This is a genomic window from Mesorhizobium sp. BH1-1-5, assembly GCF_020165615.1.
Classification (GTDB): Bacteria; Pseudomonadota; Alphaproteobacteria; order Rhizobiales; family Rhizobiaceae; genus Mesorhizobium.
In genome coordinates, this window is sequence record NZ_JAIUIM010000018.1 from 88,927 (window position 1) to 106,309 (window position 17,383).

The 17,383-nt window shown below is 64.5% G+C and carries 21 protein-coding genes; 11 read left to right on the forward strand and 10 right to left on the reverse strand.

Annotation, left to right across the window (positions count from 1 at the left end; translation table 11 throughout):
* Nucleotides 1-212 precede the first annotated feature (212 nt).
* Complete coding sequence (locus LB572_RS23050) at nucleotides 213-878, forward strand: sensor histidine kinase (protein WP_140801531.1); 666 nt, start codon at nucleotides 213-215, stop codon at nucleotides 876-878.
* A 296-nt stretch (nucleotides 879-1,174) separates the two neighbouring features.
* Entirely contained in the window at nucleotides 1,175-1,798 is a 624-nt protein-coding gene (locus LB572_RS34615; RefSeq protein ID WP_224669335.1) for a response regulator, read from the forward strand.
* 128 nt (nucleotides 1,799-1,926) lie between these two features.
* On the opposite strand, the gene LB572_RS23060 is transcribed toward LB572_RS34615, so the two are convergent.
* Nucleotides 1,927-2,772 carry an LOG family protein gene (locus tag LB572_RS23060; protein WP_224669336.1) on the reverse strand — a complete coding sequence of 282 codons (846 nt, stop codon included), beginning with the start codon at nucleotides 2,770-2,772 and terminating at the stop codon, nucleotides 1,927-1,929.
* A gap of 144 nt (nucleotides 2,773-2,916) precedes the next feature.
* Here LB572_RS23060 and dapD point away from each other — a divergent pair, with 144 nt between their 5' ends.
* The 3 genes from dapD to LB572_RS23075 all read left to right on the forward strand — a co-directional run bounded on the left by dapD (nucleotide 2,917) and on the right by LB572_RS23075 (nucleotide 4,979).
* Complete coding sequence (gene dapD / locus LB572_RS23065; protein WP_224669337.1) at nucleotides 2,917-3,771, forward strand: 2,3,4,5-tetrahydropyridine-2,6-dicarboxylate N-succinyltransferase; 855 nt, start codon at nucleotides 2,917-2,919, stop codon at nucleotides 3,769-3,771.
* A gap of 127 nt (nucleotides 3,772-3,898) precedes the next feature.
* Nucleotides 3,899-4,270, forward strand: a complete 372-nt coding sequence (locus LB572_RS23070) for a DUF805 domain-containing protein (RefSeq protein WP_224669338.1) — start codon at nucleotides 3,899-3,901, stop codon at nucleotides 4,268-4,270.
* 7 nt (nucleotides 4,271-4,277) lie between these two features.
* Nucleotides 4,278-4,979 carry a hypothetical protein gene (locus LB572_RS23075; protein WP_140801535.1) on the forward strand — a complete coding sequence of 234 codons (702 nt, stop codon included), beginning with the start codon at nucleotides 4,278-4,280 and terminating at the stop codon, nucleotides 4,977-4,979.
* Nucleotides 4,980-5,059: 80 nt separating this feature from the next.
* On the opposite strand, the gene LB572_RS23080 is transcribed toward LB572_RS23075, so the two are convergent.
* Nucleotides 5,060-6,094 (reverse strand): 2-dehydropantoate 2-reductase, encoded by a 1,035-nt coding sequence (locus LB572_RS23080; protein ID WP_224669339.1) that lies wholly within the window; start codon nucleotides 6,092-6,094, stop codon nucleotides 5,060-5,062.
* Between the two features lie 177 nt (nucleotides 6,095-6,271).
* Here LB572_RS23080 and dapE point away from each other — a divergent pair, with 177 nt between their 5' ends.
* Together dapE and LB572_RS23090 are read left to right on the forward strand one after the other, a co-directional pair.
* Nucleotides 6,272-7,471, forward strand: a complete 1,200-nt coding sequence (gene dapE / locus LB572_RS23085) for a succinyl-diaminopimelate desuccinylase (protein WP_140801537.1) — start codon at nucleotides 6,272-6,274, stop codon at nucleotides 7,469-7,471.
* 2 nt (nucleotides 7,472-7,473) lie between these two features.
* Nucleotides 7,474-8,079: a transporter gene (locus tag LB572_RS23090; RefSeq protein ID WP_140801619.1), complete on the forward strand. Its 606-nt coding sequence runs from the start codon at nucleotides 7,474-7,476 to the stop codon at nucleotides 8,077-8,079.
* Here the strand turns inward: LB572_RS23090 and truA are convergent.
* From truA to def, 4 genes are read right to left on the reverse strand one after another with little or no spacing between them, the layout of a single operon-like run.
* Complete coding sequence (truA, locus tag LB572_RS23095; RefSeq protein WP_224669340.1) at nucleotides 8,076-8,867, reverse strand: tRNA pseudouridine(38-40) synthase TruA; 792 nt, start codon at nucleotides 8,865-8,867, stop codon at nucleotides 8,076-8,078. The two genes, LB572_RS23090 and truA, sit on opposite strands and share 4 nt — an antisense overlap.
* A gap of 24 nt (nucleotides 8,868-8,891) precedes the next feature.
* Nucleotides 8,892-9,398, reverse strand: coding sequence for a GNAT family N-acetyltransferase (locus LB572_RS23100; RefSeq protein ID WP_140801539.1), 507 nt, complete (start codon nucleotides 9,396-9,398; stop codon nucleotides 8,892-8,894).
* On the reverse strand, nucleotides 9,395-10,330 hold the full coding sequence (gene fmt / locus LB572_RS23105; RefSeq protein WP_224669341.1) for a methionyl-tRNA formyltransferase: 936 nt from the start codon (nucleotides 10,328-10,330) through the stop codon (nucleotides 9,395-9,397). Before fmt ends, LB572_RS23100 begins: the two co-directional genes overlap by 4 nt.
* A gap of 58 nt (nucleotides 10,331-10,388) precedes the next feature.
* Nucleotides 10,389-10,919 carry a peptide deformylase gene (def, locus tag LB572_RS23110; RefSeq protein WP_224669342.1) on the reverse strand — a complete coding sequence of 177 codons (531 nt, stop codon included), beginning with the start codon at nucleotides 10,917-10,919 and terminating at the stop codon, nucleotides 10,389-10,391.
* A gap of 103 nt (nucleotides 10,920-11,022) precedes the next feature.
* Between def and LB572_RS23115 the strand changes: the two genes are divergently transcribed.
* The gene (locus tag LB572_RS23115) at nucleotides 11,023-12,276 is read left to right on the forward strand and encodes a DNA recombination protein RmuC (protein WP_140801542.1); all 1,254 of its coding nucleotides are present in this window, start codon (nucleotides 11,023-11,025) and stop codon (nucleotides 12,274-12,276) included.
* 18 nt (nucleotides 12,277-12,294) lie between these two features.
* Here LB572_RS23115 and LB572_RS23120 read toward each other — a convergent pair whose 3' ends face one another.
* Together LB572_RS23120 and LB572_RS23125 are read right to left on the reverse strand one after the other, a co-directional pair.
* Nucleotides 12,295-12,699 carry a GFA family protein gene (locus LB572_RS23120; RefSeq protein WP_140801543.1) on the reverse strand — a complete coding sequence of 135 codons (405 nt, stop codon included), beginning with the start codon at nucleotides 12,697-12,699 and terminating at the stop codon, nucleotides 12,295-12,297.
* A 35-nt stretch (nucleotides 12,700-12,734) separates the two neighbouring features.
* The gene (locus LB572_RS23125) at nucleotides 12,735-13,694 is read right to left on the reverse strand and encodes a cation diffusion facilitator family transporter (RefSeq protein ID WP_140801544.1); all 960 of its coding nucleotides are present in this window, start codon (nucleotides 13,692-13,694) and stop codon (nucleotides 12,735-12,737) included.
* Nucleotides 13,695-13,901: 207 nt separating this feature from the next.
* Between LB572_RS23125 and LB572_RS34490 the strand changes: the two genes are divergently transcribed.
* Entirely contained in the window at nucleotides 13,902-14,027 is a 126-nt protein-coding gene (locus tag LB572_RS34490; protein ID WP_095819016.1) for a hypothetical protein, read from the forward strand.
* A gap of 195 nt (nucleotides 14,028-14,222) precedes the next feature.
* Nucleotides 14,223-14,537 carry a quaternary ammonium compound efflux SMR transporter SugE gene (gene sugE / locus LB572_RS23130; RefSeq protein WP_140801545.1) on the forward strand — a complete coding sequence of 105 codons (315 nt, stop codon included), beginning with the start codon at nucleotides 14,223-14,225 and terminating at the stop codon, nucleotides 14,535-14,537.
* Nucleotides 14,538-14,693: 156 nt separating this feature from the next.
* On the opposite strand, the gene LB572_RS23135 is transcribed toward sugE, so the two are convergent.
* Nucleotides 14,694-15,122, reverse strand: a complete 429-nt coding sequence (locus LB572_RS23135; protein ID WP_224669343.1) for a DUF6481 family protein — start codon at nucleotides 15,120-15,122, stop codon at nucleotides 14,694-14,696.
* A gap of 224 nt (nucleotides 15,123-15,346) precedes the next feature.
* On the opposite strand from LB572_RS23135, the gene LB572_RS23140 reads away from it, so the two are divergent.
* Nucleotides 15,347-16,408, forward strand: a complete 1,062-nt coding sequence (locus tag LB572_RS23140; protein ID WP_224669344.1) for an LLM class flavin-dependent oxidoreductase — start codon at nucleotides 15,347-15,349, stop codon at nucleotides 16,406-16,408.
* A 76-nt stretch (nucleotides 16,409-16,484) separates the two neighbouring features.
* Here the strand turns inward: LB572_RS23140 and LB572_RS23145 are convergent, their stop codons facing one another.
* Entirely contained in the window at nucleotides 16,485-17,285 is an 801-nt protein-coding gene (locus LB572_RS23145) for a helix-turn-helix domain-containing protein (protein WP_224669345.1), read from the reverse strand.
* Between the last annotated feature and the right edge of the window lie 98 nt (nucleotides 17,286-17,383).

Here is a 17,383-nt window from a genome sequence, read left to right on the forward strand (position 1 = left end):
GTCGATACATTCGGGCTGATCGGCAGGCTTCGTCGGTTTTTGTGCTGATCCCATGTCAGGAAAAGTTGAAGTAATCGGGAAAAAACTGACAGGCACAACCGCATCTGGCGGGTGTATATTATACGGACATTCATGCCTTTTCTCGCCGACCCGCAGGTGACTTGCGACCCCCCGCGACGGCAATGGGAAGAGAAGGTTGATGTGGGTGGGGTATGACTACTACAGGCAAGGACGATACGGCCCTGCGCCGTAGGCTGGCGCGGCGTTTGATTGTCGTGCAGGAAGAGCAGCGCCTGCGCCTGTCGCGCGAGCTGCACGATGATCTGGGCCAGATGCTGGCCAGCATCGCGCTCGAATTGCACATCGTTCGCGCCGACTCGCGGGACATGGACGCCCGCCTCGAACGCGCGGCGATGCTTGTCGACCGGCTTAGCGCCCGGGTGCATGACGCCGCCTGGAGCCTTAGACCCGCGGATCTCGATCGTCTCGGCCTGCAAGCCTCGGTCGAGGACCTGGCCAGCGTGCTTTGCGGCCAGCTCGGCATTCAATGCGAGATGGACCTCGAAGCCCTTTCAAGCCCGCTGCCCGCCGAGATCGCGCTCACGCTTTACCGGATTGCGCAGGAGGCTCTCACCAATATCGGCAAGCATGCCGCGCCAAGCCGCGTAAGCGTCACGGCGCATATCCAGGACGATCGGATGCGCCTGACGATCGAGGACGATGGCCACGGCTTTGACGCCGGCGCCGAGCCCGGACCCGGCCATCTGGGGCTTGCCGGAATGAGAGAGCGCCTTGCGCTGGTGGGCGGCAAATTGTCGGTTGAAACCGCCAAGGGCAGGGGGACCACCCTCTACGCCGATGCGCCCCTCGCCGGCTGATGGACAGTTTTCGCATCGATGTGATCAAGCCGGAAATGGCTTCTTCCGTGGACGTAAGGATTACGTGAAGCGCCGCACATCCCGGACTTTAGTCCCGGCTTATAGTCCGCGCATCATGGGTTAGGCGGGGATGGCTTTACCCGCAGCGGCCGCCTCCGCGGCTTGCCGAGACAGACGGGCGTCCCGCATGAGGCGGGGCAGTTGCCTAGACCATCAAGAACAAGAGGGCCTCTTCCAGGTGAAGGACCCTTTCATCGACTGATGGAGGTTTTAAGGTGTGCTGCAGGCGGATATTTGTGGTAGACGACCACCCGATCATCTTGTCCGGGGTCGGCGCGATGATCAACAGCCAGGACGATCTGACGATCGTCGGGCTGGCCGGAAATGCCGAGGATGCCCTCGAAGGGATCGGCAAGGCGCTGCCCGATGTCGCCGTGGTCGACATATCGCTTCCGGGCGTCAACGGAGTCACGCTCATCGAACGGCTCGGCGAGCGTTTTCCCGAGGTCAGCTGCATAGCGCTGACGGCGCATGAGGACCCCGGCTGCCTGCGCCAGGTGCTTGCGGCCGGCGGGCGCGGCTTCGTGGTCAAGCGCTCGACGGCGACGGATCTGCTGCAGGCCATCCGATGCGTGTTGGCGGGCGACAACTATGTCGATCCGGCGCTCGCGGCGCGGCTGCTCAGCCCGCGCAGCGCCCCGCAGGGCGATCCTGGCAATCTCAGCGACCGGGAGCGGTCGGTCATCCAGCTGGTGGCGCTCGGCTACAGCAACAAGGAAATCTCGTCCCGGCTCAACCTCAGCATAAAGACGATCGAGACCTACCGCACGCGGGCAACCGAGAAGCTCGAGCTCCGCTCACGGGCGGCCATCGTGCGCTTCGCGCACTCGAATGGCTGGCTGGTCGAGCTGCCGGTGTGAGCAGACCGAGCCGGGATGCCGTCCCGGGTAGAGGAATTGGAGAACTGAGGAATTGAAGAACCGGAGAACAGACGAACGATCCGAACGTCCTTTTTCCTCAATTCTTCAGTTCTCCAATTCATCAGTTCCTACTCCCCCAACTTGTAGAAGCGGCGGATGATGTCCCAGGCTTCGTCGGCCGTGTCGACGAAATCGATGATGTCCTGATCGCCGGGCGAGATCGTGCCCTGCTCGGCGAGGAAGTCGAGATCGATAGCCCTTTGCCAGAACGCCTTGCCGAACAGGATGACCGGGACGCGTTCCATGCGCCCCGTCTGGATTAGCGTCAGCGTCTCGAAGAACTCGTCCATCGTGCCGAAACCGCCCGGAAACACCGCGACGGCCTTGGCGCGCATGACGAAATGCATCTTGCGGATGGCGAAGTAGTGGAAGTTGAAGCAGAGCTCGGGCGTGACATAGACGTTTGGCGCCTGCTCGTGCGGCAGCACGATGTTCAAGCCGATCGACGGCGCGCCGACATCGTCGGCGCCGCGGTTGCCGGCCTCCATGACGCCAGGTCCGCCGCCGGTCACGACGACATACTCACGATAATAGGAGGTGGCCGACTGCTGCGAGCACAGACGGGCGAATTTGCGCGCCTCCTCGTAATATTTGCTGTTCGCCTCGAGGTTCTTCTTCTGCATCTCGTTCTTCGCCGCCCAGGCCTCGCCGCCCGGTTCCGGCAGGCGGGCGCCGCCGAACAGGATGACGGTCGAGCGGATGCCGCGTTCGGCCAGGATCATTTCGGGCTTCAGCAGCTCGAGCTGCAGCCGCACCGCGCGCAATTCGCGCCGCGTCATGAAGTCGGGATCGTTCCAGGCCAGCCGGTAGGTTTCGGCACGTGTCTGCGGGGTATCCGGCACGCTTTTCGAGCGTTCCAGGTCCTCGTCCGAATGCGGCAGCGGCGTCCATCCCGCCTTTTCCATGGGAGTCATCGAATCCACCCGTCCAATTCCCTTACTTGCGCCGTCCCGTGACGCAGGCGCGATTGACCCCCATTGAGCCTTAACATAGGGTCCGCGCGACTTTTAAACAGGTTAAGGCGCAGCCCCTTAACAGCTTGGTAATGGAGCGAAATCATGTCGAAGCCCGATCTGGCGAGCCTCGAGAAGACCATCGAAAAGGCCTTCGAGGAGCGCGACACGATTTCGACCGCGACGCGCGGCGAGACGCGCGACGCCATCCAGGCGGCGCTCGACCTGCTCGATCGCGGTGTTGCCCGCGTCGCCGAGCGGCGGGATGACGGCAAGTGGCACGTCAACCAGTGGCTGAAGAAGGCGGTGCTGCTCTCCTTCCGGCTGAACCCGATGGAGATCATCAAGGGCGGTCCCGGCCAGGCGGTGTGGTGGGACAAGGTGCCGTCCAAGTTCGACGGCTGGAGCGCCGTCGACTTCGAGAAGGCCGGCTTCCGCGCCGTGCCGTCCTCGATCGTGCGCCGCTCGGCCTATGTCGCGCCGGGCGCGGTGCTGATGCCGTCCTTCGTCAATGTCGGGGCCTATGTCGATTCGGGCACCATGGTCGACACCTGGGCCTCGGTCGGCTCCTGCGCGCAGATCGGCAAGAACGTGCATCTTTCGGGCGGCGTCGGCATCGGCGGCGTGCTGGAGCCGATGCAGGCCGGCCCAACCATCATCGAGGACAATTGCTTCATCGGCGCGCGCTCGGAAGTGGTCGAAGGCTGCATCGTGCGCGAAGGCTCGGTGCTCGGCATGGGCGTGTTCATCGGCCAGTCGACCAAGATCGTCGACCGCGCCACCGGCGAGGTCTTTTACGGCGAGGTGCCGCCGAATTCGGTGGTGGTCGCCGGATCGCTGCCCGGCAAGCCTTTCCCGAACAACGAGCCGGGCCCGAGCCTCTACTGCGCCGTCATCGTCAAGCGCGTCGACGCAAAGACCCGTTCCAAGACCTCGATCAACGAATTGCTGCGCGATTGATCCTGCCTAAAGCGCGTCGCGATCTTTCAGATTCGCTGCCTGCGCTTTAGGTTTTTGGTTTTACGCATGTCTTAGTCCCGAAACCGGTTCCCACTTTCGGGAGACATGCTTGACGGAGCGGACACGATTGTCTGAAAGATCGCAATTCCTCTGGCTGTTCTTCAGCCTTTCAGGGCGGCTGAGCCCGGTCGCCTATGCGCTGGCCGGGGTTTTGCTGGTGCTTGTCCAGTTTTTCCCGTTCTACCAGTTCGCGCGGGTGGAGCTGAACACCACCGCCAGCCAGAATTGGGCCATGATATGCTGGGGCGTGCTGCTGATCTCGGCCTGGGCCACCTTCGCCGTGACGGCCAAGCGCCTCCATGATTTCGGCAAGCCGACCTATTTTGCGCTGATCTCGCTCATCATCGGTCCGATCCTGCTGATCATCCTGGCCTGCTTCCGCAGCGATCCCGGACCGAACCGCTACGGCAGGCGCACCAATGCGCCGGGCGATAGCTGAGGTCGCCATGCGCTATCGCACGCTCGACCCGGCGCGGATCATCGAGACAGCCCAAAGGCTGGAGGAGCGCGTCGCCGAGCGTTTCCCGGAAAGGGGCCTCAGCGCCGTGGCAGCCGAACTGGTGTCGCTGTCGGGAGACCTCGCCAAGGCCGCCAGGGAGCTGGAAGCGCCGATCTGGTGGCTGCGCGGCGTCATCGTCGCGGCCTTCATCGCCGGCGTGGCGATGTTCCTGTTCGTCGGCACCATCCTGCCGCTCGACCGCATTTCGGGCGCCGACGATGCCGTGCAGTCGATGCAGGGCATCGAAGCGACGATCAACACGGTGATCCTGGCGGTGCTTGGGCTTTTGGCGCTGATCCGCACCGAGGAGCGGATCAAGCGCAAGAAAGTGTTCCGGCAGCTGCACGGACTGCGCTCGCTGATCCATGTCATCGACATGCATCAATTGACCAAGGATCCGGCGACCTTGTCGGCCGATTTCAAGCCGACCTCGCATTCGCCCGCCCGCATCACCAACGCCGGCGACCTGGCGCGTTATCTCGACTATTGCTCGGAAATGCTGTCGATCACCGGCAAGATCGCGGCGCTGTTCGCGCAGTCGGTCAACGACGACGTCGTCGTCAATGCGGTCAACGACATCGAGAACCTGTCCTCCAACCTGTCGCGCAAGATCTGGCAGAAGATTACGCTGATCGAGGATCGGCGATAGAGCGTTTCACCGTTTCATCTCTTTTGTTGTGACGCAATTCCGGACGGAAGGTTACGGCGAAGGCGCCGAACTTAACCGCTTCACACTTTTTCTGGAATTGCTCTGACCTTCTCCGGCGTCAGTCCCGGCGGACCGCGCTTTTCCGCTTCCGCCTGACGCACCAGCGCCGCGACGCGTTCGTTGACCGGCGTCGGGATGCCCCTTTGCTTCGCCAGGCGAATGACCGCGCCCTGCAATTCGCCGATCTCGGTCGGACGGCTGCGTTTCAGGTCGTCCCACATCGAAGAGCGCGCCCGGGGGTCGATCGCCAGCATGCGGCGCGCCAGGAGGCCGAACAGCCAGTCGGGCAGCCGCAGCACTTTCGGCAGCAGCGACGGCGGCAGGCCGGTGATGCGCGCCGGCGCTATGCCCGCCGCCCGCATCGCCGCGAGCGCCTCGTCGATCTGGGCGGCGAGGATGGCGCGCCAGCTTCGGTCGGCCAGTTGCCTTGCCAGCGGCAGGTCGGAGAGCGCCACCAGGGCATTGTTGAGGTTCATCAGCAATTTGCCCCATTGCACCGCCTTCATGTCGGCGCGCGCTTCGACGGCAAGCCCATCGACGTCGAGCAGGCCGGCAAGGCCATCGACGCCGTCGCCGATCATCACCTCGCCCTGGCTGGCGCGATGCGCACGCAGCGGCGCCTCGCCATCGGGCGACAGGACGACATTGAACATGACCATGCCGGTCAGCACCCGCCGTCCGGGGAGCGCGGCGCGCAACCTGTCGGCATTGTCGACGCCATTCTGCAGGCTGACCACCACGGCATCCGGGCGCGCGTGGGCGGCGATCAGCCCGGCCATCTCCGCGGTTGCGCCGCTCTTCACCGTCACCAGGACGATTTCCGCGCCGGACAGTGCCGCCGCCGGATCGCCGGTGGCCGAAAGCGCTTGCGCCGCGACGCGGCGGTCGCGGCCGTCGAGATCGCTGACGCGCAGCCCGCTTTCGCGCATGGCCTCGACGACGCGGCCGCGGCCAAGGAAGACGACCTTGCGTCCGGCGAGCGCCAGGCAGCCGCCGACATACAAGCCGATGCTGCCGGCGCCAGCTATCGCGATGGCGCTTGTTTCACTGGCCATGCATTCGTCCTCGCTTGGCCCACGACTTGCCATGATGATGCATGTCGTTCTCCCGGAACCGCCGCACACTTCCGGGCGACATGCATTTATACGCCATGAAAACCATATTGTCGGCGGCATGACCGGCGATCATCTGCCACCGTGACACGACAAACGCTTTCGACTATCGCTTTGCCCATGACATTGCCGACCGATCCCGCCGCGAATCTTGCCGCCCTGATCCGCTGCCCGTCCGTGACGCCCGCCGAAGGCGGGGCGCTCGCCGCGCTGGAGGACATGCTGAAGCCGCTCGGCTTCTCGGTCGAACGTCCCGTCTTCTCGGAAGACGGCACGCCGGACATCGAGAACCTCTATGCGCGCCGCTCGGGCAACGGCCCGCATCTGATGTTCGCCGGCCATACCGACGTGGTGCCGGTGGGCGACGAGGCGGCCTGGACGCATCCGCCCTTCGCCGCCGAAATCGCCAATGGCGAGATGTATGGACGGGGCGCCGTCGACATGAAGGGCGGCATCGCCTGCTTCATCGCCGCGGTGGCGCGCCATGTCGCGAAGAATGGCGGGCCGAAGGGCTCGGTCTCCCTGCTGATCACCGGCGACGAGGAAGGCCCGGCCATCAACGGCACCACCAAGCTGCTCGACTGGGCGGCGGCCAAGGGCGAGAAGTGGGACGCCTCGATCGTCGGCGAACCGACCAACCCGGATGCGCTCGGCGACATGATCAAGATCGGCCGGCGCGGCTCGCTGTCGGGCAGCGTCACCGTCAACGGACGCCAGGGCCATGCCGCCTACCCGCAGCTTGCCGACAACCCCTTGCGCGGGCTGATGAGCCTGGTCGATGCGCTGCTCCATCCGGTGTTCGACAAGGGCACGAAGGATTTCCAGGCGACCAACCTCGAAGTGACGTCGGTCGATGTCGGCAATCCGGCGACCAACGTCATCCCGGCCAAGGCGACGGCGATTTTCAACATCCGCTTCAACGACACCTGGGACGCCGAAACGGTCCAGGCCGAGATCCACAACCGGCTCGACCAGGCAGCGGGCCGCAAGAAATACCGGCCGGGCAAGAAGACGCCGGTCGACTACGAGCTCGTCTGGCGCGACCGGCCGAGCCATGTCTTCCTTACCCGCGACGACAGGCTGATCGACACGCTGGCGGGCTCGGTCAAGGCGGTGGTCGGCAAGACGCCGGCGCTTTCCACTTCCGGCGGCACGTCGGATGCGCGCTTCATCAAGGATTATTGCCCGGTGGTCGAGTTCGGCCTGGTCGGCAAGACCATGCATATGGTGGACGAGCGCGTCGCCCTTGCCGACCTCGAGACACTGACGCAGATCTACGAACGCTTCATCGAAGACTGGTTCGGACAAGGCCTTTCGTGACCATGCTTTCGGCGGACGAAACCTACGCTTCGCTGGCCGGCGCCTGGCGACTGATGTTCGGCAAGGCCGACGGCCTGCGCCTGCTCGACCTTTCGGCCGACGGTTTCTGGAATTCCTTCTTCGCCATCATCGTGGCGGCGCCGGCGCTGATCGTCGGCTGGGTCGGCATCGCCAACGAGATCGGCGACCCCGACGCCTTCGCCGGACGTCTCGGCATGCTGATAAGGCTGGCGACCGTCGATCTCGGCTCCTGGGTGCTGCCGCTGGTGGCGCTTGCGCTGGTCGCGCCGCGTGCCGGCATCGGCGGCCGCTTCGTCCACTATGTCGTCGCCTCCAACTGGGCGTCGGCGATCATCGCCTGGCTGATGCTGCCCTCGGCGCTGCTCAGGCTCTTCCTGCCCTCGACCAGCGACGTCAACAGCCTTGTGTCGCTGTTCCTGTTCGCGCTGTCGATGGTGCTGACCTGGCGCATGACCAACGCAACGATCGGCAAGGGCGCCGCTGTTGGTACCGCCGTGTTCGTCGGCATGTTCATTGCCTCGCTGCTCGTCCTGTTCGGCCTGCAAGCGCTGCTCGGCATCGACATACCGGACGGCACGACGGGCTAACTCGCGGTATCCTCGACCACGGCGGCGGGCTCTTTGGTCGCTTCCTGATAATCTACGCCGACGAGAAACAGCCCGTCCGGCGGCGCCACCTGGCCGCAGGCGGCGCGGTCGCGCGCCTCGAGCGCTGCCTTGAGATCGGCGGCGCCCCAGGAGCCGTCGCCGACGCGTCGCAAGGACCCCACCATCGAGCGCACCTGATTGTGCAGGAAAGAGCGGGCCGAGCTTCGGACCTCGATGAAATCGCCGCTGCGGCTGACGTCGAGGCGGTCGAGCGTGCGGACCGGGCTTTCGGCCTGACACTGGGTGGAGCGGAAGGTGGTGAAGTCATGCTTTCCAAGCAGCACTTTCGCCGCCTCATGCATGGCCTCGGCGTCGAGGCGCTTCGGCACCCACCAGACCTTGCCCTTTTCCAGCGCCGCCGGTGCCCGGCGGTTGAGGATGCGATAGAGATAGTGGCGGCCGATGGCGGAAAAGCGCGCGTCGAAATCGCCGGCGACGACGTCGGCTTTCAGGACGGCGACGCGCGCGCCGGCCGCCTGCAGATGGGCATTCACCGCATCGCGCACCTTGTCGCCCGGCCACGCTTTGGCGAGATCGACATGCGCCACCTGGGCGGTGGCGTGCACGCCGGCATCGGTGCGGCCGGCGGCACGTATTCTTACGTCCTGGCCGCAGAACTTTTCGATCGCCTGCTCGATCGCCTGCTGCACCGAGGGCTGGTCGGCCTGATGCTGCCAGCCGGCGAACCGGCTGCCGTCATATTCGATATCGAGCCGAAAACGCGGCATGTTCTGCGGTCGATCCGCGCTCGCCTAAGCAGCGAGCGCGGTGAAAGCCGAAGCGTAGACCAGTCCGCCGGTCTCGGGCGCGTCGCCCCAGGCCAAAGCCTGCAGCGCCTCGCCCTGATACTCGCTCTCGAATCCGGCAGCGCGGGCATGGGTATAACCGAAGCGGCCGTAATAGACCGGATCGCCCAGAACCACGGCCAGCGTCTCGCCGGCCTCCTTGAGGCGGACATGCGCCTCGCGGATCAGCGCGCCGCCGATGCCGGTGCCATGGAAGGAGGGTTCGACCGCCAGCGGCGCCAGCGCGACGGCCGCGAAACGCTTGCCGCCATTCTGCACGTAGAGCCTGGAAAACAGGATGTGGCCGACGACCTGGCCGTCTTCCTCGGCGACCAGTTCGACGACGGCATCGCCGCCGGTGACAAGGGCATCGACCAGGCCGGCTTCCGCCTGCTGGCCAAAGGCATGCTCTTCGACGAGGCGGATCGCCTCGCGATCCCGCGGCGTCGCCGCGCGTATCGACATCATGCTCATGTGAATTTCATTCCTTTTTCGATCTTGGCTCCGCGCAAAAACTCCTGCGCGGCGGCAGGCTTTCCGCCCGCCCGTTGAACTTCGACCAGCCTGACCGCGCCTGCCCCGCAGGCGACCGTCAGCCGGTCATCGAGAATTCCTCCCGACTCGCCGACGCCATCCGAGAGCGTCGAGCGAAGCAGTTTCAGCCGCTCCATGCGGCCGCCAATGTCGACCTCGCACCACGCACCCGGAAAGGGCGAGAGGCCGCGAATGTGATTGTGGACTTCGCCAGAAGGCCGCGTCCAGTCTACGCGTGTCTCCGATTTATCGATCTTTCGGGCGTAGGTCACCCCTGCGATCGCCTGCGGGGTAAATGTCAGACAATTTATCCCCAACTGCGCGAGCGCCTCGACCATCAGCGAAGCGCCTTGAGCCATCAGGCGGTCATGCAACTCGCCGGCCGTCATATCGGGTGCGATGGCGGTTTTTTCAACCATTGCCACCGGTCCGGTGTCCAGACCCTCTTCCATCTTCATGATCATCATGCCGGTTTCGGCATCGCCGGCCATGATGGCGCGCTGGATGGGAGCAGCACCACGCCAGCGTGGCAAAAGCGAGGCATGGCCGTTGAGACAGCCAAGCCCGGTCGCCTCCAAAACGGCCTTCGGCAGAAGCAACCCATAGGCGACGACCACCGCGACATCGGCCCGGAGAGCCGCGAAGGCCGCCTGCTCTGCCTCGCCCTTCAGCGACGTGGGCGTGCGCACTTCGACCCCCAGCCGATCGGCCTCGCGCTGCACCGGCGAGGGCGTCAATTCCAGCCCGCGCCGGCCGGCGGCGCGCGGCGGCTGCGTGTAGACGGCCACGATCTCATGGCCGGCCTCGGCGATGGCGCGCAAGGTCGGCACGGAAAAATCCGGCGTGCCCATGAAGATGACGCGAAGCGGCATGAGGTCCTGCGATCCTGTCTTGCGGTAGGCTCAGGTGCTCGCGCGGCCGAAACGGCCCTTAGCCCACCATCTTGCCCGGCACCTTGTCCTTGGCGAGCTTCTTGAACTTCCGCACCACCATGTCGCGCTTCAATTTCGAGATGTGGTCGATGAACAGCACGCCGTTGAGATGGTCGATCTCGTGCTGCAGGCAGGTGGCCATCAGCCCTTCCGCCTGCAGCTCCTGCAGCTTGCCGTCACGGTCGAGATATTTCACCCGCACGAAAGCCGGGCGCTCGACCTCGGCATAGTAGTCGGGGATCGACAGGCAGCCTTCCTCATAGACGGAACGCTGGTCGGAACTCTCGAGCACTTCCGGATTGATGAAGACATGCGGCTGAGGCTCCTCACCTTCCTTGGCGAGGTCGATGACCAACAGCCGCCGCGGCTCGCCGACCTGGATCGCCGCAAGGCCGATGCCCGGCGCGTCATACATGGTCTCCAGCATGTCGTCGGCGAGCCTGCGCAGGGCGCCGTCGACGCGTTCCACCGGCTTGGAGACCTGGCGCAGTATGGGATCGGGAAGAATGATGAGCGGCTTGATCGACATGGCGTCTCACCTAAGACGTCGTTGGAAAAGCGTCAACCGGTGCGTCTCTGGCCTGTTCACGTTTTGATCTGTGCCAGCGGAGCGAATCGGTTATGCTGGCCACATGAACGACATGACCTCCCTCCTTTCGCAGCCGGTCGCGCGGCTCGGCGCCTCTACGATCACGCTCGGCCACGCGCTTGGTTTCGCCGTCGTCTTGTTTGTCGTGCTTTTCGCGGCGCTTGTCATCGCGCTGTGGCGCGCGGCCAAGGCGCGCGCGGTTGCCGCGGCCGAAGCGGCAGACCATGCCCGCGACACCGAGGCGCGCATAGCCGACGTCCTGCAGGCGCAGGCCGAGATGCAGGGCCGCATGGGGGCGATCGCCGAGGTGTTCGGAGCGCGGCAGGCCGAGCTCACCCAGTCGCTCGGACAGAGGCTCGACGCCATGACCGGCCGCCTCGGCCAGACCATGACCGAGCAGACCAAGTCGACGCATGAAAGCCTGGCCAAGCTGCAGGAGCGGCTGGCGGTGATCGACACCGCGCAAGGCAACATCCAGTCACTCGCCGGCCAGGTCGTGCAACTGCAGGCGATCCTCTCCAACAAGCAGACGCGCGGCGCCTTCGGCCAGTCGCGCATGGAGGCGATCGTCGCCGATGGCCTGCCGCATGGCGCTTACGAGTTCCAGGCTAGCCTTAGCAACGGCAGCCGGCCCGACTGCCTGGTGCGGATGCCGAACGGCGCGCCGATGCTCGCCATCGACGCCAAGTTCCCGCTGGAGGCCTGGAACGCCATCCGCGCCGCCGAGGGCGAGAGCATGCAGAAGGCGGCTGCGCAGGCGTTCCGGCGCGACATCGAGGTGCATATCCGCGATATCGCGGAAAAATACCTGATCCGTGGGGAGACGCAGGATACGGCTTTCATGTTCGTGCCGTCGGAATCGGTGTTCGCCGAGATCCACGAGAATTTCGAAGCGGTGGTGCAGAAGGCGCACCGCGCCCGCGTCGTCATCGTCTCGCCCTCGCTGCTGATGCTGTCGATTCAGGTCACCCAGTCGATCCTGAAGGATGCGCGGATGCGCGAGCAGGCGCACCTCATCCAAGATGAGGTCATCCGGCTGATGGAGGATGTGGCGCGGGTCGATGAGCGCGTGCGCCGGCTGCAGACGCATTTCGGTCAGGCGACGCGGGATATCGACGACATTCTCGTATCGACGTCGAAGGTGACCAGGCGCGGCCAGAAGATCGAGGCGCTGGAATTCGCGGAGGGCGAGACCGAGGCCGCGCGAAGTGCGGCGCCAAAGGCCGAAGCCGGCCCGCGGGTCGCCGATTCCAAGACAGGCCAGCTCAGGCTGCGGGTCGTCGAAGGCGACGAGTAGAGCTCTTCGTCTGACGCGCTACTGCTCTTCGACGATCCTCGTGCCCTCGAACTCCGGCAGCCAGTGCAGCGCCGAGCGGTGCCAGTATTGCGTCCTCGGCACCAGTTGGTCGCGCTGGCGCGACGTGCCGGCCCTGATGCCGTAGATTTTCGGACCATCGCCAACCGAGGTGGCATAGAGATGCGAGCCGCAATCGCCGCAGAAGCCCTGCGCCCGTTTTGCGCCGCTCGATCCGGTCTTGATGTAGACTTTCGGCTCGCCCCTCGTGATGCGGTAATCCTCCTCCGGCACGCGCACCGAGACGCGGAACGCAGTCCCGGTCAGCTGCTGGCAATCGATACAGTGGCAGATCGAGGTCTTTTCCGGATCGACCTCCGCCTCATAAGTGATCGCGCCGCAATGGCAGCCGCCGTCGATCTTCATCGGCTTTTCTCCTGACAAATTCGCTTCATCAAAACCTAACCCTCTTCCGAAGCCTCGGCGATGGCCTTGCGCCGCTGCTCCCATGTGCCAGTCGTTTGCGGCTTGACGAAGAGCCTGGAGATTTGCGGCATTTCCTCCTTGAGCCTCGCTTCCAGGCGCTCGACGCAGGCTTCGATCTCGGGCGCGGTGAGATGATCCTCGAATTCGATGCTGAGGCCCGCGACGATTTCTTCCGGACCGATATGGACGCTCAGGATCCCGTTCGCCCTCTGCACGGCGGGATCCTCCTGGGCGATCGCCAGAACCTTGCGCTGCACCTCGAGCGAAGCTGGCTCGCCGAGCAGCAGGCCCTTGCTCTCGCGCGCCAGGAAGATCGCCGTGGCGCCGAGGATGATGGCGATGCCGATCGAGCCGACGCCGTCGAGCGCCGGCATTTCCAGAAGTTGCGCCGACAGGATGCCGGCGAAAGCGACGATCAGCCCGAGCAGAGCGGCGCTGTCTTCGAACAGCACCGTGTAGACGCTCGGGTCCTTGCTCGATTGCACGGCCTGCAGCCAGTCCTGCTTACCCTTCTGCTGGCGGAACTCCTTCAGCGCCACCAGCCATGAGCTGCCCTCGAACAGGAAGGAGAGGCCAAGCACGACATAGTTGAGCTTGGCGTTGACCACCGGTTCGGGCGCCATGATGTGGATGACGCCCTCATAGAAGGAGACGCCGGCGCCAAGCGCGAACACCAGGAGCGCCACGATGAAGCTCCAGAAATAGAGCTCGCGGCCGTGGCCGAGCGGGTGGGTGCGATCGGGCGGCCGCGCGGCCCGGTGCATGCCGTAGAGCAGCAGCGCGCCATTGCCGGTATCGACCAGCGAATGCACGCCTTCCGACAGCATGGCGGACGACCCGGTGAAGGCCGCCGCCGCGAATTTGGTGAGGGCGATCGCCAGGTTGCCGGCGAGCGCGGCGTAGATCACTCGTCTTGACCCGCTATGTCCTGCCATCCGATCTCCCGGCGCGCCGCCCGCTGAAACTCCCCAGACAATGCGCCAGGCAATCGGAAGTTCAAGCCACCGCAGCGCGATCGAGCGAGCATGGCATCGGGAAATCGGTTGACATCCGGCTGGACGGCTTCGCAAGCGAGACGCCGCCTCTTGCGGTCCGGCATTTCTCTTGTTTCACTTGCACGTCCACAATCGGAGGAGCGAATCATGGCTAAAGGTGCGATGAAGGCAGGCAAGGAAGCCCGCAAGCCGAAGAAGGACGCCAAGAAGCCCGCAGCGGCTCCGGCTCCGAAGGCGCCGCCGGTCAAGGCGATGCGCATCAAGGAAAAGTAGGCGGCCGAATTCGGTCGACCCGGCTCAATGCAGAATTTGAACCGGCGGCATGAGAATGCTGCCGGTGTTTTGTTGATCGGGGGACAGGACACCCCATATGCAAGGGCGAGGACGACCTCGCTTCCCCGAAAGCCGGCCGGGACGACCCGCCAACCCGAGCATCCCAACCGATGCCGGAATGACGGAGTGTTTGCGATGTCCTGGATTTTTCTTTTCTTCGCCGGCCTGTTCGAGATCGGCTGGGCGATCGGCCTCAAATATACCGACGGCTTTTCGAAGCCGCTGCCGACCGTTCTCACCATAGCCTCGATGATCGTCAGCCTCGGCCTGCTCGGCCTGGCGCTGAAGACGCTGCCTGTCGGCACGGCCTATGCGGTATGGACCGGCATCGGCACCGTCGGCACGGCGCTGCTCGGCATCTGGCTGCTTGGCGAACCGGCGACCGTCGTCCGGCTCGCCTGCATCGGCCTGATCGTCTGCGGCATCGTCGGCCTGAAGCTAGTCGCCTGAATACAAACACGTTCAGGGCCGCTTTCGGCGACCCTGAACATTTTCCATCGAACCCGAACTTAGAGCGGTTCAGCGTTCACACGCCGAACCGCTCCAAGTCTTTGTTTTTGCGCAATTCCGAACGGAAAACCGCTACGCACTTTTCCTGGAATTGCTTTAGCGGGCGGAGAAGCCCGGAGGCGTCCGGCCGACACGCGCCTTGCGGGCGGCGTAGCGTGCGTCACGCTTGGCCTTGCGCGAGGCCTCGTCGGCAAGCTCGAACGCGATGCGCTCGGATTCTTCGGCCTGGCGGCGCTCAGCCTCTTCGGCTGCCACTGCTTCCGCCGCAAGACGCGCCGCTTCAGCCATCGCTTGGCGCTCGGCCCTCTCGGCCGCCTCGCGCGCCAGCTTTTCCTGCTTCAGCCTTGCCTTTTCCGCCTCGCGGATGGCGCGGGCATCAAGGATCGCCTTGCGTTCGGCCTGACGCGCCAGCACGGCAGGATCGTCCGCCGCCGGCTTTGCCTTGAAGCGCTCGAGCAGCGCCTTCTTTGCCTCGTTCGCGGCATTGCGCCGCTCGAAAATGTCTTTTTCCCTGTAGATAGCCAAGTGCACTTCCCTGCAGTCTATTCGCGACGCTTACATACGCGCGAACGCGGCGAGTTCAAGCGCCAAAACGGTATGCCAGCCATGAAAAATTGAGCTGTTGCCGCGAGGATACGGCTCGACATCGCGATGGACTGTTCACAATCCGTGCCACTGGCGGGCGGCAAGGCCGATCGCTACCTCTAGCGCCGAAAACCCAATCCCAGACGACAGCGCAGGACAGCAACATGGAACTCGGTCTCTACACTTTCGCCGATGTCAGCCCGGAGCCGGGTCCCGGCGCCATTGGCCCGCAAGAGCGGTTGCGCAACCTCATCGAGGAAATCGAGCTGGCCGACCAGGTCGGCCTCGACGTGTTCGGTCTCGGCGAGCATCACCGCCCCGACTATGCCGCCTCGGCGCCGGTCGTGGCGCTGGCCGCGGCGGCCGAACGCACGAAACGCATCCGCCTCACCAGCGCCGTCACCGTGCTTTCCTCCGACGATCCGGTGCGCGTCTTCCAGCAATTCGCGACGCTGGACCTGTTGTCCAACGGCCGCGCCGAGATCATGGCCGGGCGCGGCTCCTTCATCGAATCCTTCCCGCTGTTCGGCTACAATCTGGAGGACTATGACGAGCTCTTCGCCGAGAAGCTCGACCTGCTTTTGGCTATCCGCGACCAGGTGAAGGTGACGTGGCAGGGCAAGCTGCGCGCGCCGATCAACGACCGCGGCGTCTATCCGCGTCCGTCCCAGGAAAAGCTGCCGATCTGGATCGCCATCGGCGGCACGCCGCAATCGGCCGCCCGCGCCGGCGTGCTCGGCCTGCCGCTGGCGCTCGCCATCATCGGCGGCGAGCCGGCGCGTTTTGCGCCGCTGTTCGATATCTATCGCGAGGCGGCGCGGCGCGCCGGCACCGATCCGGCAACGCTTGCCACCAGCATCAACGTGCACGGCTTCATCGCCGAGACGACCGAACAGGCAGCCGACGATTTCTACGGACCGCAGGCCGAGGTGATGAACCGCATCGGCCGCGAGCGCGGCTGGGGTCCGACCTCGCGGGCGCATTTCGACCAGTCGCGTGGCCCGAACGGCGCTCTCTTCGTCGGCAATCCTGAAGCTGTGGCGGAAAAGATCGTCGTCCAGCACAAGATTTTCGGCAACGACCGCTTCCTCCTGCAGATGGCGATCGGCACCATGCCACACGCCAAGATCATGAAGGCGATCGAGCTCTACGGCACCAAGGTGGCGCCGATCGTGCGCAAGGAGACGGCCAAGGCCGCGCCCAAGGCGCCGGCGCCGGTCGCCTGATCGAAAGCCTGTTCGCGAGGCCTGGCCGTCGGACGCTTGGTGCGTTTCACCGTTTCCCGGCAACGGCGAAACGCCTCTAAGGGATGCCGGCGGCCATCATTCCGGCATGAAGCGCTTCGGTTGCCTCATCGGCCGGGAACATGCATTCGACACGCAGTTCTTGCGCGGCGATGGTTTGCGGGGTCCCAACCGTGGTGACCATTGAAAAGTAGTTGAGAACCCTGTCGCCCCTGACAAATCCCAGCGGAATGACGGGCATGAAACCTATGGCGACCGGGTTTTTCCATTCACTTTTCACATCCGGATAGGCGAGCAACTCCGCCAGCAGCGTCTTCGTCTTCTCATCGACGACGCGGCCGATGGATTCGCGGTAGACGCGCTCGAACAGGCTTCTGGCAACATCGGGCCAATTGGCGATGAACGGACGCATGCCTTCCGGATCGAACATCAGGTGCAGCATGTTGCGCGGTGCCTGACGGGCGGACATGTCGATGAAGCAGCCGAAGAAGCGCGGCGCGGATTCATTGGCCATGAGCACGTTCCAGTAGCGATCCATCACCACTGCCGGAAAGGGCTCATGCTGCCGCAGGATACGCGCCAGGGCATCGGTCACGCTTTTCATTTCCACGGAGTCCCACGCGCTTTCGGAAAACATCGGCGCGTAGCCCGCGGCGAGCAGCAATGTGTTGCGCTCGCGCAACGGTACATCGAGCGCCCGGGCGATGGCCATCAAGGTCTCGCGGTTCGGAACGCTGCGTCCGCTTTCGATGAAGCTGATCTGTCGTTGGGAGATGCCGGTGTCAAGCGACAGATCGAGCTGGCTTCTGCTTCGCAAATCGCGCCAGTGGCGCAAGAGCACGCCCAGATCGGGCGTCATTCCTGTCCTGAGGTTCGACGGTTTCATGATCCACAATCCTCGCACATGGCCGCCGCAATACGCTTCAACACGGACCAAGTTTTGACGGACGGATCGAC